Here is a 13,018-nt window from a genome sequence, read left to right as displayed (position 1 = left end):
ACGGGCGTGTGGCCCACTTCACAGATTTAGGTGCATCCTAAACGATTAGGGCATAAATCGATCTTCAAACACATGATTGGATTTCCGGAAGTAAAGATTCCGTTAAAGGGGGGTCCGCCCATGAACCGACGCGACGAGGCGTCGAAGGATGAGATCAGCACTCATCCCATTGGGAAGCTCCTTGCCATACCCGTCCGGGGTAGGTCCGATCGGAAGATCGCAATTGCAACGTGGTGTGTCCTCGCGGGCGTCACGTTCACGTGCCTCACCATGAGGATCAGCCTGCAAGATCGGGAGCCCGCTCCGAAGCCCAAGGAGAAGCCGCACGGCACGGAGGTCAACGACGCCTTCAAGGCCGCCCCGGAGGCGGGTTACTACCCGACGTACCTCGACGGCGGAGGCGGCATCGCAGGCGTCCCGCTAACGGAGGAGCAGCGCAAGGCGGTGATCCGTGAGGCGCAGCGACGCGGACTGTCGGCTGCGGATGCGTACGCGCTCGCCTATGGCGACGGAGCCGTAATCCACGTCCACCCAGACGGCACGGCGCATGTCCACACCGAGAAGGTCGTTGTTCCGGATGGCCCGGTCTATGCGAAGGCGGGGCGTGCCGAATCTGGCAGCGTCGCGGCGTCGAGCGGCGGGGCCGCCCAGGGCGTGAAGCCCGAGGGGGCGGCGTCGGGCCCGGAGAATGCGGAGGACGAGCCCGCCGGCACGGAGAAGGCGAAGAGCGGGAAGGTCAAGGACGAGAAGGCCGCCAAGAAGGAGAAGAAGGCTGGCAAGGGCACCCAAAGCCCGTCAGGCAGCGCCTCTCCCGTAGGCGAGGGGTACTACCCGACCACCGGCAAGAGTCTGTATGAAGAAGACGAAGGGGCTGGGCTGAAGACCGTCCTCCCGCCCGCGCTGGAGAAGGTGGTCGACGCGGCAGACGTCTTCACTGAGTGGCTCCGCGCTGCGTCTCCCGGCGAGGCCGTAGTGAGCGGGCCCGTACAGAGCGCCAGCCGCATGTCGCTCAAGATCGAGGCGCCGATGATGGCGGACCTCACGGTCACGACCACGATCGAGGCACCCCTCAGCGCAGAAGCCGCGGTGCAGCCGGTCGTGAGCACCGTCGTCACGGACACGGAGACTGGCGAGGTCTTGGCCGAACAGCGCCCAGAACGCTGCCCCAACGCCGATGCGGTATCCAGCTTGGCAATCGAGCAGGTCGTAGATGCGGTCACGGAAGCGCGCGAATAATTCCGCAGTGGTCATCCGTTCGTGTAGCTCAACCATGCATCGTCCGAGATGAATTGGCCCTAGACTCGTAGCCACTCCACCAGAACCCGAGAATGGATTCGCCCAGGATGGCTCAGGTCGCTCGGCAAGGCAGCAGGATCGTACGGATTAAGAATCCCACGGCTCCGAAACTGGCACTCTCGCTTCGGTCGGCAGAGATGCCCAGGGATAACCTTGAGGATGACGCGATCATCAAGGGGGTGCGCTACGACGGTACGTGCTTCATCGGCTTGGAGGTGGAGGCTCTTGAGGCTGAGGGGAGCGTCTTCGAGAACTCCCGCTTCACGGGAACTCGCCTGACCAGAAGCCAGTTCAGCGACTCGCAGTTCACAACTTGCGACTTCGCCGAGGTGACCGCGCAGGACGTGTCCTTGGTCCGCTGCACCGTAAGCGGCAGCCGGATCACGGGCTCGTCATGGAAGTCGGGGACGTTCCGGGACGTGCGAATTGAGGGATGCGTGATTGCTCCTGCGATGTTCCGGCACATGAAGCTGTTCAGCGTCGTATTCAGCGACTGCAAGATGGTCGGCGCGGACTTTCAGTCGGCCCACATGCACAATGTGCGGTTCGAGAATTGCGACATGACCGGAACGCAATTCGCCAATGTGCAGATGGGCGCTGTTCGTTTCGAGAACAGCACCCTCATTGACGTTGGCGGCGCAGCGAGTTTGAAGGGGGCAACCGTTCAAGGCCCAGGGTCGATGGAGCTGGCCCTGAGCCTTGCGCGGGAGGCGGGGATCGTCTTCGAGCCGTAGCCCGTCAGGCGGCGATGCTGGGCCGGTAGCCCGCGTACTCCGGACTGGAGATCGCGCGGGCTACGAGGTCGAAGTCGATGCGCTCGCCGAACTCGCACAGCTCGTCGAGAAGCATCTGTCCGTACTCGTTGAAGTGCCGGCGCTGCTTCTTCAGGTCTTGGCAGGCGTCCCGGAGCGACTCGGTGTAGAGGTCGACCAGCATGGTCACGCCCTGATGGTTCTGCATGAACATCAGGGGGACCGTCACCACGGCGGCGTGGAACGCCTTGTCGAGCGGACGGCGCTGGCCGATCTTCACGGCCGACAGGGCGCGGTACTCGTCCGATTCGAGTTCGCTGGACGGGAGGTTGAAGGTGCCGTACACCTTGTCCCCCACGAAGAGGTTCAGGTGCATGCCCTCGTGCACGAGGCACATGGCGTAGTCGAGCAGGTCCCACTCCGGGCCGGGGCTCATGACGACGAGTCCGGGGACGTGAGAGGCCGAGCCGCCCCCGTCGACGCCGGAGTTGAGGATCACGAGGTCGGTGATCAGTAGGTCGACAATGCGGCGAAGGTCGGGGCTGATCTCCTGGATGAGATCCAAGGCCGCGGTGACCTGGTTGTCCCAGTCCTCACGTGTCGGTCCATCCGTGGGGCCGGCGCCCTTGAAGATGTGTTCGAAGATGCCGTTGGCGGTGCAGTACTTCGCCCAGGGCCCGTCCTCGTACGTGATCGAGATGCCCTCACCGTCCACCGGCATGGGGCGGAAGCTCGGGTCCGAGATGGCTGCGCGGTACGCCGCGTCGAGCCCTTCGGCGTCGGGGTACGCGTCCGTCACGGCGTGGATCAGGCGAGCGGTGTTCTCGTAGGTGTGGCCGATGTTCATGAAGTGCACGATGGGCCTCCTTTGGAAGTGACCAGGGGGCGTGCGCCCGGAACGGAAGACCGCTCCGGGCGCACTGAAGGGGGTCAGCGCGTCAGCGCATCGCGGGGGGTTAGGAGACCCAGCCGCCCATCATGCAGCTGTTGGCGTCCTCCTGGGACCGCTGGACGGACGCCTTCACGCTGGAGGCCAGCGCCTTCGGGTCCTCCGCGACGGCCGCCACGAGGCTGACCAGGGCGGTGCGGGGCATGGCCTGGGTCTCGGCCGGGTTGGCCTGGATCGGGCTCATGATGCTCCTACTTGTTGGAGTTGAGTCGTGCCTGCACTTGCCAACCCACCTCGATCGGTCCGACGAGGACTGCCGGTCGCGGTGGGGTTCTGCCTCCGCCCCCGAGGATGTGCACTTGCGGGGGAGCCGTGCGGTGGGCACTCGGGGGCGGAAGATCATCGGTTGACGGCCCAGAAGGCCCAGCCCCAGAGCAGCGAGGTGGCGATCATCAGGGCCTGAAAGACCCACTGACGCCAACCGAGTGGCGGGCGACGGGCTTCGGCTCGGCGAGGATCGCCATTACCAGAGCGGCGCCCACTGCCAGCACGGTTAGGACGTAAGCCACCTGCTGGGCCTTCGGGCTCACGCGACATCGGCCCCGATGCCCTGGGCGTAGATCCACAGCAGGCGCCGAGTCACGGTGGCAACCTCGCGGAGGTAGCTGAAGGCACCGAATGCCGGCGTTGCGGCCGTGGGGCGCTGCGTGAGTTCCAGCAGGTTGTACGCCTTGCTGAACTGCTCCTGAACGACGGGGTCAGTATCGGCACCGAGTTCCTCGGCCAACAGGATGTTGAGGTGGCCGATGATGCGGGTCGTGGCGGCGTCGATCTCCACGCGAGTGGAGGTTCCCTGCCGCATCAACAGGGCCGTGTCGGTGCTGTCGGAGACCACCTCGATGTCGATCGGCCTGCCGTCGATATCCGGGGTCTCGGGTTCTTCGGTCACGGTGGACACCACCACGCATCTCCCCTCGGTACCGCATGAGGTGCGGATTCCTTGGCTGCTCGGTTCGGAGCGAACGTAGAGCGGCGGCCGGTCAACCCTCAAGAAAATTGCGCCAGTTTGCGCGAACCGGGTTGACCCGCGTCGAACGGCAGCCCGAACATCGAGGTGTCGCGCAAACTCACGCAAGGCCGACGACAGGGGTCAGCTCATGAAGCTACGGTTCCTTGGTAAGAACTCCCAGGGCGGCGAGTGCCCAACCCTCTACGCCACCGACCGTGACACGTACCTCGTCCAGGGATGGAGGATCTTCGCGCAAGACCTGCTGATACAGCTCACCATTCCGGAAGGCGAGACGGCCGTCGAGGTACCGACCGAGCTGTTCGAGCACTTGGAGAAGGATGGGCTCCCTGCTGGGGAGTTCAGGCGCCTGGAGGATCCCCTCATGGTCCTCACGCCTGAGGGCACGTATGTAGTGCAAGGTCGTGAGGTCACCGATCCCGAGGCCCTGGCAGTGATGGAGATTCCTGACTACGAGACCGTGGTCGAGGTCCCCAAGGCCGCGATCACCGCCCTACTGGAGGGACCACGTGGAGCTGATCACCAGCGCCCAGCGCAACCAGCTCTTTGACCGCCTCACGCATGACGCCTTTCACCTGGAGCTGAGGGACGACTATTCGGTGCCCGGTGAAGGCGGGCCGTTCGAGCGCTGGAAGCGTGGCGAAGTGGACAACTCGTTCATGGAGCCGTGGACGGACCTCGTCACCCGGGTCACTGGCTCTGGGAAGACCATGCGAAGAGTTCGCGTCGTAACGCAGCCGCACAGCCCGTACATCCAGTGGGAGTACGAAACCGCCCACGTCAACGAGGAAGCGGGCGAGGAAGTTCGCTGGCTCCCTCGCAATCAGCTCCCCGAGAAGATGGCCTTCCCCGTGGAGCACAACGATTGGTGGCTGTTCGACGATCGAAGTGTGGCCGTGGGGCACTTCGACGACGAAGGCCGCTTTCTGGGCTCAGAGGTGATCGAAGATCCCTCGGTCGTGGCTGAGTGCGTTCGCGTCAGGGACCTGCTCTGGTCCCTGGCCATCCCTCACCGCGAGTACAAGCCCTGACCCATCAGTGAGCACACAAGCACAAGAAACGCGCGAGGTGCTGGGTGCTCGGCTGCGTGGATTCCGGAAGGACGCCGGATTCGCAAGCGGCCGGGCACTCGCTCGCGTCCTCGCCTGGCAGGAGTCAAAGGTCTCCCGCATCGAGAACGGCAAGCAGAACGTCAGCGATGACGACATCAGGGCCTGGTGCGAGGCGACCAATCAGCAAGGGCACATCCCAGATCTGATCGCCACCGTCCGTCACATCGACGAAATGTGGATGGAGTGGCGCCGCCTACTTAAGGAGGGAGCGGAAGGCCGGCAGAAGTCCGGTCTCCAGGTCTACAAGAAGACGAAGCTCTTTCGTATCTGGCAGCCCACCGTCGTATGGGGAACCTTCCAGACCCCCGAGTACGCGGAAGCCGTCTTCCGGCAGGTGGTCAGCCTCTACGAGATCCCTGACGATGCCGAGGCTGCAACGGCCAAGCGGCTCGAACGGCAGCAGTATCTCTACCGAGGAGACCGCAAGTTCAACGTGATCCTCGGAGAGCAGGCTCTCTACTCCAACTTCGGCGGACCGGAGGTGATGAAGGGCCAGCTCGACCGACTGCTGACGATGATCCGGCTGGCTCGCGTAAGCGTCGGGATCATTCCGCGCTCGGCGCCTCTGCAAATTTGGCCGGGCAACGCATTCTCAATGTTCGACGACAAGCTCGTGCTCGTAGAGACGTACTCGGCAGAGCTGACCGTGACCCAGCCCGGAGAGATCGAGACTCACACCAAGACCTTCGCGTTGCTCAAGCAGTCCGCGGTATACGGAGGCGAGGTCCGAGATCTCATCTGGGCCGCGTTCCAGCACTTCGACCGGATGCCGACCACCCAAGGAGGGTAAGACCATGATCGAGCCGAACTGGCGCACCAGCACTTACACCAGGTCCGATAGCTGCGTAGAGGTAGCCGACAACGACCCTGCCAAAGTGGTGGTCAGAGACACGAAGTGGCGCGACCGGGCGATCGTCGGCGTCGACCGGGCGGCATGGGCAGTATTCGTTAGCTTCGTCAGGCAGCCGGACTGAGGACAACGAGCAGCGGACCGGCCGCAGTGGTCCAGCAGTGGCCGGATTCGATAGCCGTCGAGCCGTCCTTGGAGAGGCTCTCCTGTACGGGACCGAGGAAGGACTCGCGGAAGTGCGCCTGCGCCTTCTCGTCCATGCCGCTCGCTGCGACAGAGGCCGTGATCCTCTGATTCAGGACCGAAGCCGCCTCGGCCAGGTCGATCCCGGTCCACTGGTCTGCGTGCTCCGCGACGAGCGCCCACGTCATCTTGATCATGGCTCCAGCTTAACCTCCGGAATGCCAGAAGGACCCTTCTGTTAGAAGGGTCCAACTTGACTGGCAAGCAACCGAGTTAGCGGATTGGACATGCCCCCGAGGAGCAGTCTTCGTCGGTCGAATCCTCGATCCTGTAGGACTGGTAGGCGTCGAAGTCCTCGCGGGTGATCCGCTCATACGGCGCCTGCGGCCGGGTGCCGTCGACCATGATCGTGGTGCCCTTCAGGTGGGGCAGCCACTCCTCGATCACGTCTGCTGTCTCGTCGAGGTCCAGCCCCTCGGGCACGTTCGCGGTGAACGACACGGCGTTGTCCGCGTACTCCGCCTGATACATGGCCTGGAAGGCGAGCATGGCGTCGAGGGTCAGCTCGTCGGCCGACTCCACCAGGGAGGCCGGGTAGCCCCGCGCCTCGACCTCCGCGACGAGCTTGTCCAGCGTGGGGAAGGTGACGACCATGGTGTTCCCGGAGGAGTCGTACACACAGGGCTCGACCTTGTAGCCCTCCGCCCTGAACCCCTCCACCCTCGCGGCCTGCGCGGGGTCGGCCACGGAGAAGCGGACGCGTCGCAGGAAGGTCCGGGCGTAGACGGGGTGGATGCCCTCCGTCACTCCGGGGAGCTTGGCCACGGTGCCAGTCGGCGCCACGGTGGTCACCTTGACCGGCTCGGGTATCCGCAGCTCGAAGGCGTAGTCGCGGGCGGCTTGGCGGACGGTGCGCTTCAGCCGTCCGAGTAGGAGGCGGAAGCGGGTGTGTGCCGGCGCGCTCGAGTAACGGATTCCCTGCTTGGCGAGGAAGCCCTGCACGCCCAGGTGGCCGACGCCGATCCGGCGCTGGGCGGCCAGGCGCTCCGCCTGTTCCGCGTCGTTCACGTCTCCGTACGTCGCCCGGACGAGGAAGCGGGCCATCAGCTCGTGCGCTCGCATCAGGCCGTCCTCGTCGTACGCCTCGTGGCCGTCGAGTACGAAGGCGTCGAGGTTGACGTGTCCGAGGTTGCAGTTCTCCCAGGGCATGAGCGCAATCTCGCCGCACGGGTTGGTGGCGACGACCTCGCCGGGCTCGCCTACGTTCGAGGCGGTCGAGTTCCAGTAGCCGGGCTCGCCGTTCTTCAGCATCCCCTCGACGACCTTGCGGTGCACCGTGTAGGCCCACTCGGCCCCGCCGGGTCCGAAGTCGTCGTGCTTCCCGTTCGACAGGTAGTCGATGAAGTCCTGGTCGATCTCGACGCTGATGTTCGTCGTCCAGTGCTTCGCCGGGTCGTCCTTGCACGACAGGAACTCGTCGATGTAGGGGTCGTTCCAGCGGCAGATGGCCATCCGGGCAGAACGGCGGTTGCCGCCGGAGACCACGCATTCGGCGATGGCGTGGTCTATCTCCATCGCCTCGACGGGGGTCAGGAACTCAGGGCAGTCCATGCAGGGGAACGAGGATTCGCAGCAGTCGCAACCCCGGTAGTCCTCGACCGCTCCCGTGTCTCCGCAGGACTGGCAGCGCGCAGCCTGGCTGAGGACGCGGGCGATCTCCTGCATCATGCGGCCGAACGGGGCCGGGCCGCTGGCGACGCCGCCGAACGTCTTCAGGCGGGCGCCCTTCCCGCGAACGCGGCTCACGTCGTACACGCGGTCGGCGTGCTTCACGTCGTCGTCGGTCATGAAGGTGTCGATCAGGTCCGTCATCGCGGAGGCCCAGCCCTCGCGGGAGTCCTCGACCTCGAAGGCCCCGGCCCAGTCGGAGTCGTAATCCGCGGAGAGGACGCCGGCAGTCTTCAGGTCCTCATAGTCGGGGTGGGCGGGGTCGCACACGATGTGCACAGTGAGGGCCCGGCGCGGGGCGCCGTACGGCTTCAGGAAGCGGGTCGAGTAGTTGGCGCCGACGCCGCCTCCCTCCATGAGCCTCATGAAGCTGAACTCGAAGTGCCGGCTGAGCTTGTCGCCCCAGCCCGAGACGTGGCAGTTGAAGAGGTACTGGCGGCCCTTCACTCCGCTGGCCCAGAGGTGGCGGCCTGCGGGCAGGATCGCGAAGCGGTTCATGGCCGTGACCAGCTCGTCATGCTCGGCCCGCACTTCGTCGCTCCAGTCCTCGGCGGGACCGTAGACGAGGGCGAGGTTACCGGCGGCGACGCGGCTTACGGTCTCGGGCCAGGTCTCCCGGGAGCCGTCCGGCTTCGTGCGGCTGTAGGTCCGCTCATAGACGGTCTGGCCGGTGGGGCCGAAGGGGACGACGGGGGTGGTGCTGATGGTGATGGGGGTCTCCTTTGAAGTGGGGGTGCTGATCACGGGATGGCGATGCCGAGGCTGTCGAGCCGGGACAGCACGAGCCGGGCGAGGGCGGAAAGCATTTCCGCCTGCGAGGTTGACTGGGCCGTGAGCCTGTCGACCTGGTCCTTCACCTGCGCCTCGGTGCCGGCGCCTGCGAGGTAGCCCTGGTTCGTGAAGATGTCTTCCGACAGCAGGCGAGACAGGCCGGTGACCGTGATCTCCAGCGCGGTCCGGTTCTGCGCCTCGTCCGCCTGGCGGTTCTCGTCCTCGTTGTACGGGCGGGAGACAACCGTGCCGTCTTCCTGCCGTTCGTAGTAGGTGCGGGTCCGGACATCCCAGAACTCGTAGTCGTTGGGGCCCATGCCGGGCGGAGGCTCGACGGCCGCCGGTCCCTCGGGCGGGTTCTCACTCACGCTGCACACTCCAGGTCGTCGTAACTGTCCACGTACTCAGTGCCGTTGAGATGGGCGGCGAGCTTGCCGACCGCCCGTTCAAGGCGGTACCGGACGGCGCGATCGGTGACCGCCTCGCGGGCCGCGATGCGCCTGTCGTCCCAGTCGAGGCCGAAGCGCATGAAGACCGCCCGGCGCTCGACCAGGGAGAGCGGGGCCGTCACCCATCCCCGCCGGATGTCGGCGAGGTGAGCGAACAAGGTCCCCGCGGCCTTCTTGTCGACGGTCCCCCTCGGCATGTCCGCATCGGGGGCCTGCGGGTTGCGGATGCCGTACGCCGCTTCCACGTCCCAGACGGCCGGAAGCAGGTGCTCGACGAGGCGCCGGTCGTATCCGCTCACAGGCGACCTCTCTCCGCTGCCTCGCAGGCAGCCTCGTAGGAGATGTGGCGACAGCGATACTTGGCCTGGGTCTTCACGCGGTCCATCAGGTCCAGGACCAGGCGGTGATAGAGCACGCCGAGGCCGAGCGAGGGATCGGCCAGGCACTCGTTCACCATGTCCGGCTTCGTCGCCAGGATGATCAGCGCCTCCTGCCGGGCGTCCTCGTACTCCAGCGTCAGCGTGTCCTCGTACCCGTCCGCGATACGGCGGGCGGCACGACCCGCGAGGGCCACCACGGCGGGCAGGTCGAGGATTCGCCAGTCGGCCGGGGCCGTCACCGGATCACTTCCTTGACCGGCACGGCCCCGTCCTTCGTGACCATGACCATCAGGCCCGGCGCCCCGCGCGTTCCCTTCAGATGCCGCCACCAGGTCGATTCGGACTCCATCGCCGGCACCTGGATGAACGTCCTCGGGCCGTCCGTGTCGACGAACTCGTGATGCAGGTGACCGCTCAAGAGCAAGTCGGCGGTGTGCATCGCGCTCGTCTTGTCGAACGCCTGCCCCTTCCACCACTCGAAGTGGCGGCCCGGCTTCCACTGATGGCCGTGAGCATGGGCAACGACCGTCCCCGAGCACTCGACGACGACAGTCAGTTCGTCCGTCTCCGGCACGTACACCTCGACGTGGGCGAACTCCTCGCCCGCCAGGGCCAGGGCTTCGCTCACCGAGACCAGGGCGTCAGTGTCGTGGGAGTCGTCGTAGCGCGTGACACCGCGCCCGTTGGGGCGGACGGCATCGCCGTGGTTCCCGGGTACGGCGACGACGGTCAGCCGACTGGCCATCGGCGCGAACCGGATGATCGCGTGCGCCATCAGCCGGCGGGTGAGGCGGATCTGTTCCGTAAGAGTGAGCTGAGTGCGCCAGATGTTCGCGCCGCCCTGCGAGACGAAACCTTCAATGTGATCACCGAGCCACGCGAGATGGACGTGCTCGATGTCGAAGCGGCTCTGGTACTCCGCGAGGAGGTCGACCGCCCGATCGATGCAGTGCATCGCCCGCGTCAGAGTGCCCGCGTACCCGTCGCCGTCGATCTTGCCGAACTGCATGTCGCCCAAGGCGACGATGAACGTGAACTCGCCCTCCTCGTCCTCCTGGACGTAGCCAGGAGCCTGTTCGAACAGGGCGAGAAGCTCGTCGATGTTCGGTCGCTCGGTCACCGCCGGCACCTTGCGACGGCCGAAGGAGAAGCGGGCGGAGACGCCCGGGTCACCGTTAGCCATGGTCCACTCACTCGACCGGAAGCCGGTGACCTCCCACTCGGCGGGGTCGAGCTGGTGCGAGCGGAGCACATCAGCGGCCGTGGACTCCGGGTCGATGCCCTCGGGCCCGCGAACGGTCACCTCGGCCGCGTCGCCAGTGACCTCGATCTGACGGGTGAAGTCCTTGTCGGGATCGGCCTGCCGCGCCGGGATGGCTGGTGCGGCCGGGGTGGCGAGAAGGTCGTTCAGCAACTCAGTCTGGTTCAAACTTTATACTCCATCGCGAAGGGATCGCCGGTACGTGCGGATGGTGGACGCGCTCACGGCGTGCCCGTGTCGGCGCAGGACCAGGGCAAGGCGCTCGGCCGAGGAGCTATCGAGCAGCCGGACGAGGACGGTCTCGCGCACGTCGGGCTCCAGCTCCTCGTACAGCCGGGTGAGGGTCGGGCCGGGGTTGCCCGGCAGGGCCTCGCTCACTCCTCGCCCCCTTCGAGTTCGTCGGCCCGTGCGTGCAGGATCTTGACGGCTTCGCCCACACCGAGCCCGGTGTAGAAGTCGGCTCCCCACGGGTCCTTCGGTTCCCACGCGTCCAGCTCTGCGGCGGCCTGGCGGTAATGCTCGGCACTCATCACGGCCGTCACTCGCCTTCCCGGTCAATCTGCTCGACGGCGGCGACCGCGAGCGAGGCCAGGCGGACAAGGCCACCGCGGATCTCTTCTGGAGTGCGCCCACCGAAGGCCGCGAAGGCAACTTCGATCGCCAGGCCATCCATGCCCAGCACCCCGACCTCGCCTCGGTCGGCGTTGATGATGGCCCACTCTTCGCCACGCCTTCGGTAGGCGTCGGTTCCCCGCTCCGGGTACTTGCCCCCGACTAGGTGGCTGGGCAGGTCCGGCGTCGCGCGGGCCGCTGCGCGGACCTCGGCCAGGATGGCGGTGAGCGGGTCGGGCTTGCGGCCGGTGGGCTTCTTCATGGCGGTCTGGGTCACTGTTCGTCCTCCTTGATCAGGCTGAGTAGGGCTTCCGCGCCCTCTTCGACGTAGGTCTCGGTCACGTCCCCAGCTCGCAGCCGCATTCCCTTCGCGGATCGCAGGGCCCGGCAGATGCGGGCGGTGAACTCGGCGCCGGCATCGTCGGGATCACCCCAGACGCGAACCCGGTTGAAGCCCGCGAGCATCCGGCGGTGGCGTCCCTGCCAGATGGAGGCGCCGGGGATGGCGACCGCATGGAGGCCGAGCTTCTCCAGGACGATCCGGTCGAGTTCGCCCTCGGTCACCTCGATCACGCTGTCGGCTTTGTGGACGGAGCCGACGCCGTACATGCGGGGCGGGTCGTCCTTGATGGTGTTGTACTTGCCGTGGCCGAAGGTGCGGTGGTCGTGCTCTTGCAGGCAGCGGAACCGGATGGTCAGCGGGGCGTCGCTGCGGTCGAGGTAGGGGATGGAGAGCATCCCCCGGTACTTCTCGTGGCCCGGGAACGGGTGGTCACCCACGACGCCAAGCCGGTACGTAGCCGCCTCCTCGCGGCCGATTCCCCGGCCGAGGAGATATCTTGCGGCGTCCGCCGTAAGCGCTGCCTGATAGGTCGCGGTCGCTTCCTCCAGCATCTCGCGTTGCGAGGGAGAGAGAGGCCGCAAGGGCTCGCGCTCCGACAAAGTCTGTGCCTTCCTTTTCCATGATCAAAGTGAATGAGTCGCCGCCCTTGCCGCACGAGTGGCACTTCCAGAGCTGCCGGTCGGTGTTCCAGGAGAAGGACGGGGTCTGGTCGTCGTGGAATGGGCAGGGGGCCATGCCCGTGGCGCGCTGGTCGTTGAAGTCGATGCCGTAGTGGTCGAGTACCGATTCGAGTGTCGGCTTCTCGTGGTCCTGGTCGTCGCTGTCGATCCGGCTGAACCTCACGGCACCCGCCTGCCGACGAACCAGCCCTTGTCGTCGTCGTATCCGAGTTCGTCAAGGCCCTGACCGGCGGCCGTGCTCAGGTCGAAGCGGCCCAACTCGGCGATGAGCCGGTCGCGTTCGGCCTGCTCCTCGAACGTCGCCGTGATCACGCGGTGTCCAGTCCGAAGTACGCCTCGACCGAGGTCAGCACGAACGCCTTGCGCCAGCCCTTGCCCCTGCGCTTGACGACAACGACCGAGTCCACCCGGGCCGGTTCGATGCCACGGTGCTTGGCGAAGTTGAGCCGCTCCCGCTCGGCTTCGTCGAGGAAGGGGCCCGGCTCGAAGCGGGCGTTCTTCGTCTCGATGACGGTGAACAGGCCGCCGTCCTCACGGATGACGAGGTCTCCCTCGTCCTCGGCGCCGGTCAGCCGCAGCCGCTCGGCGTCCTCGCCCACCGACCGCAGGCCCGCGAGGAGTTCGGTCTCCCAAGCGGCACCCTTGCGCCGGTTGGTGCGGTTCCGTTCAGCGATCGTGGTCAATC

At 66.1% G+C, this 13,018-nt stretch carries 22 protein-coding genes; 6 read left to right on the top strand and 16 right to left on the bottom strand.

What is annotated here, in order from left to right; genetic code table 11:
- Positions 1 to 120: 120 nt before the first annotated feature.
- Both ACTVZO_RS16515 and ACTVZO_RS16510 read left to right on the top strand, forming a co-directional pair.
- A complete protein-coding gene (locus ACTVZO_RS16515) occupies positions 121 to 1,236 on the top strand; it encodes a hypothetical protein (protein WP_443299113.1) in 1,116 nt (371 codons plus the stop codon).
- A gap of 107 nt (positions 1,237 to 1,343) precedes the next feature.
- Positions 1,344 to 2,030: a pentapeptide repeat-containing protein gene (locus ACTVZO_RS16510; protein ID WP_443299112.1), complete on the top strand. Its 687-nt coding sequence runs from the start codon at positions 1,344 to 1,346 to the stop codon at positions 2,028 to 2,030.
- Between the two features lie 4 nt (positions 2,031 to 2,034).
- Here ACTVZO_RS16510 and ACTVZO_RS16505 read toward each other — a convergent pair whose 3' ends face one another.
- The 3 genes from ACTVZO_RS16505 to ACTVZO_RS16495 form a co-directional block, all read right to left on the bottom strand.
- Positions 2,035 to 2,895, bottom strand: a complete 861-nt coding sequence (locus ACTVZO_RS16505) for an aKG-HExxH-type peptide beta-hydroxylase (RefSeq protein ID WP_434600391.1) — start codon at positions 2,893 to 2,895, stop codon at positions 2,035 to 2,037.
- A gap of 109 nt (positions 2,896 to 3,004) precedes the next feature.
- Complete coding sequence (locus ACTVZO_RS16500; RefSeq protein WP_215147610.1) at positions 3,005 to 3,181, bottom strand: hypothetical protein; 177 nt, start codon at positions 3,179 to 3,181, stop codon at positions 3,005 to 3,007.
- A gap of 342 nt (positions 3,182 to 3,523) precedes the next feature.
- Complete coding sequence (locus ACTVZO_RS16495) at positions 3,524 to 3,886, bottom strand: hypothetical protein (RefSeq protein WP_434590021.1); 363 nt, start codon at positions 3,884 to 3,886, stop codon at positions 3,524 to 3,526.
- 208 nt (positions 3,887 to 4,094) lie between these two features.
- On the opposite strand from ACTVZO_RS16495, the gene ACTVZO_RS16490 reads away from it, so the two are divergent.
- The 4 genes from ACTVZO_RS16490 to ACTVZO_RS16475 are packed head-to-tail and all read left to right on the top strand — an operon-like array spanning position 4,095 to position 6,050.
- On the top strand, positions 4,095 to 4,514 hold the full coding sequence (locus ACTVZO_RS16490) for a hypothetical protein (protein ID WP_269288409.1): 420 nt from the start codon (positions 4,095 to 4,097) through the stop codon (positions 4,512 to 4,514).
- Complete coding sequence (locus ACTVZO_RS16485) at positions 4,474 to 4,995, top strand: DUF6879 family protein (protein WP_443299111.1); 522 nt, start codon at positions 4,474 to 4,476, stop codon at positions 4,993 to 4,995. Before ACTVZO_RS16490 ends, ACTVZO_RS16485 begins: the two co-directional genes overlap by 41 nt.
- Before the next feature lie 7 nt (positions 4,996 to 5,002).
- Complete coding sequence (locus ACTVZO_RS16480) at positions 5,003 to 5,866, top strand: helix-turn-helix domain-containing protein (RefSeq protein WP_443299110.1); 864 nt, start codon at positions 5,003 to 5,005, stop codon at positions 5,864 to 5,866.
- Between the two features lie 4 nt (positions 5,867 to 5,870).
- Entirely contained in the window at positions 5,871 to 6,050 is a 180-nt protein-coding gene (locus ACTVZO_RS16475; RefSeq protein ID WP_443299109.1) for a DUF397 domain-containing protein, read from the top strand.
- On the opposite strand, the gene ACTVZO_RS16470 is transcribed toward ACTVZO_RS16475, so the two are convergent.
- From ACTVZO_RS16470 to ACTVZO_RS16410, 13 genes are all read right to left on the bottom strand, one after another.
- On the bottom strand, positions 6,034 to 6,306 hold the full coding sequence (locus ACTVZO_RS16470; RefSeq protein ID WP_443299108.1) for a hypothetical protein: 273 nt from the start codon (positions 6,304 to 6,306) through the stop codon (positions 6,034 to 6,036). The two genes, ACTVZO_RS16475 and ACTVZO_RS16470, sit on opposite strands and share 17 nt — an antisense overlap.
- Positions 6,307 to 6,382: 76 nt before the next feature.
- A complete protein-coding gene (gene nrdJ / locus ACTVZO_RS16465) occupies positions 6,383 to 8,581 on the bottom strand; it encodes a ribonucleoside-triphosphate reductase, adenosylcobalamin-dependent (protein WP_443299107.1) in 2,199 nt (732 codons plus the stop codon).
- Positions 8,578 to 8,976 carry a hypothetical protein gene (locus ACTVZO_RS16460; protein ID WP_443299106.1) on the bottom strand — a complete coding sequence of 133 codons (399 nt, stop codon included), beginning with the start codon at positions 8,974 to 8,976 and terminating at the stop codon, positions 8,578 to 8,580. Before ACTVZO_RS16460 ends, nrdJ begins: the two co-directional genes overlap by 4 nt.
- Entirely contained in the window at positions 8,973 to 9,356 is a 384-nt protein-coding gene (locus tag ACTVZO_RS16455) for a hypothetical protein (protein WP_443299105.1), read from the bottom strand. Before ACTVZO_RS16455 ends, ACTVZO_RS16460 begins: the two co-directional genes overlap by 4 nt.
- A complete protein-coding gene (locus ACTVZO_RS16450; RefSeq protein WP_443299104.1) occupies positions 9,353 to 9,676 on the bottom strand; it encodes a hypothetical protein in 324 nt (107 codons plus the stop codon). Before ACTVZO_RS16450 ends, ACTVZO_RS16455 begins: the two co-directional genes overlap by 4 nt.
- Positions 9,673 to 10,866, bottom strand: coding sequence for a hypothetical protein (locus tag ACTVZO_RS16445; RefSeq protein WP_443299103.1), 1,194 nt, complete (start codon positions 10,864 to 10,866; stop codon positions 9,673 to 9,675). The genes ACTVZO_RS16450 and ACTVZO_RS16445 overlap by 4 nt, the downstream gene beginning before the upstream one ends.
- 3 nt (positions 10,867 to 10,869) lie before the next feature.
- On the bottom strand, positions 10,870 to 11,076 hold the full coding sequence (locus tag ACTVZO_RS16440) for a hypothetical protein (protein WP_443299102.1): 207 nt from the start codon (positions 11,074 to 11,076) through the stop codon (positions 10,870 to 10,872).
- Positions 11,073 to 11,228 carry a hypothetical protein gene (locus ACTVZO_RS16435; protein ID WP_443299101.1) on the bottom strand — a complete coding sequence of 52 codons (156 nt, stop codon included), beginning with the start codon at positions 11,226 to 11,228 and terminating at the stop codon, positions 11,073 to 11,075. Before ACTVZO_RS16435 ends, ACTVZO_RS16440 begins: the two co-directional genes overlap by 4 nt.
- An 8-nt stretch (positions 11,229 to 11,236) precedes the next feature.
- Positions 11,237 to 11,587 carry a hypothetical protein gene (locus ACTVZO_RS16430; protein WP_443299100.1) on the bottom strand — a complete coding sequence of 117 codons (351 nt, stop codon included), beginning with the start codon at positions 11,585 to 11,587 and terminating at the stop codon, positions 11,237 to 11,239.
- Complete coding sequence (locus ACTVZO_RS16425; RefSeq protein ID WP_443299099.1) at positions 11,584 to 12,090, bottom strand: toprim domain-containing protein; 507 nt, start codon at positions 12,088 to 12,090, stop codon at positions 11,584 to 11,586. The genes ACTVZO_RS16430 and ACTVZO_RS16425 overlap by 4 nt, the downstream gene beginning before the upstream one ends.
- Positions 12,083 to 12,496, bottom strand: a complete 414-nt coding sequence (locus ACTVZO_RS16420; RefSeq protein WP_443299098.1) for a CHC2 zinc finger domain-containing protein — start codon at positions 12,494 to 12,496, stop codon at positions 12,083 to 12,085. Before ACTVZO_RS16420 ends, ACTVZO_RS16425 begins: the two co-directional genes overlap by 8 nt.
- Positions 12,493 to 12,645, bottom strand: a complete 153-nt coding sequence (locus tag ACTVZO_RS16415) for a hypothetical protein (RefSeq protein ID WP_443299097.1) — start codon at positions 12,643 to 12,645, stop codon at positions 12,493 to 12,495. Before ACTVZO_RS16415 ends, ACTVZO_RS16420 begins: the two co-directional genes overlap by 4 nt.
- Positions 12,642 to 13,016: a hypothetical protein gene (locus ACTVZO_RS16410; RefSeq protein ID WP_443299096.1), complete on the bottom strand. Its 375-nt coding sequence runs from the start codon at positions 13,014 to 13,016 to the stop codon at positions 12,642 to 12,644. The genes ACTVZO_RS16415 and ACTVZO_RS16410 overlap by 4 nt, the downstream gene beginning before the upstream one ends.
- Positions 13,017 to 13,018 lie beyond the last annotated feature (2 nt).

Source organism: Streptomyces sp. IBSNAI002, assembly GCF_052244475.1.
Lineage (GTDB): Bacteria > Actinomycetota > Actinomycetes > Streptomycetales > Streptomycetaceae > Streptomyces.
The sequence above is the reverse complement of the archived record's forward strand: the minus strand, read 5'-3'. Positions and strand labels throughout refer to the sequence as shown.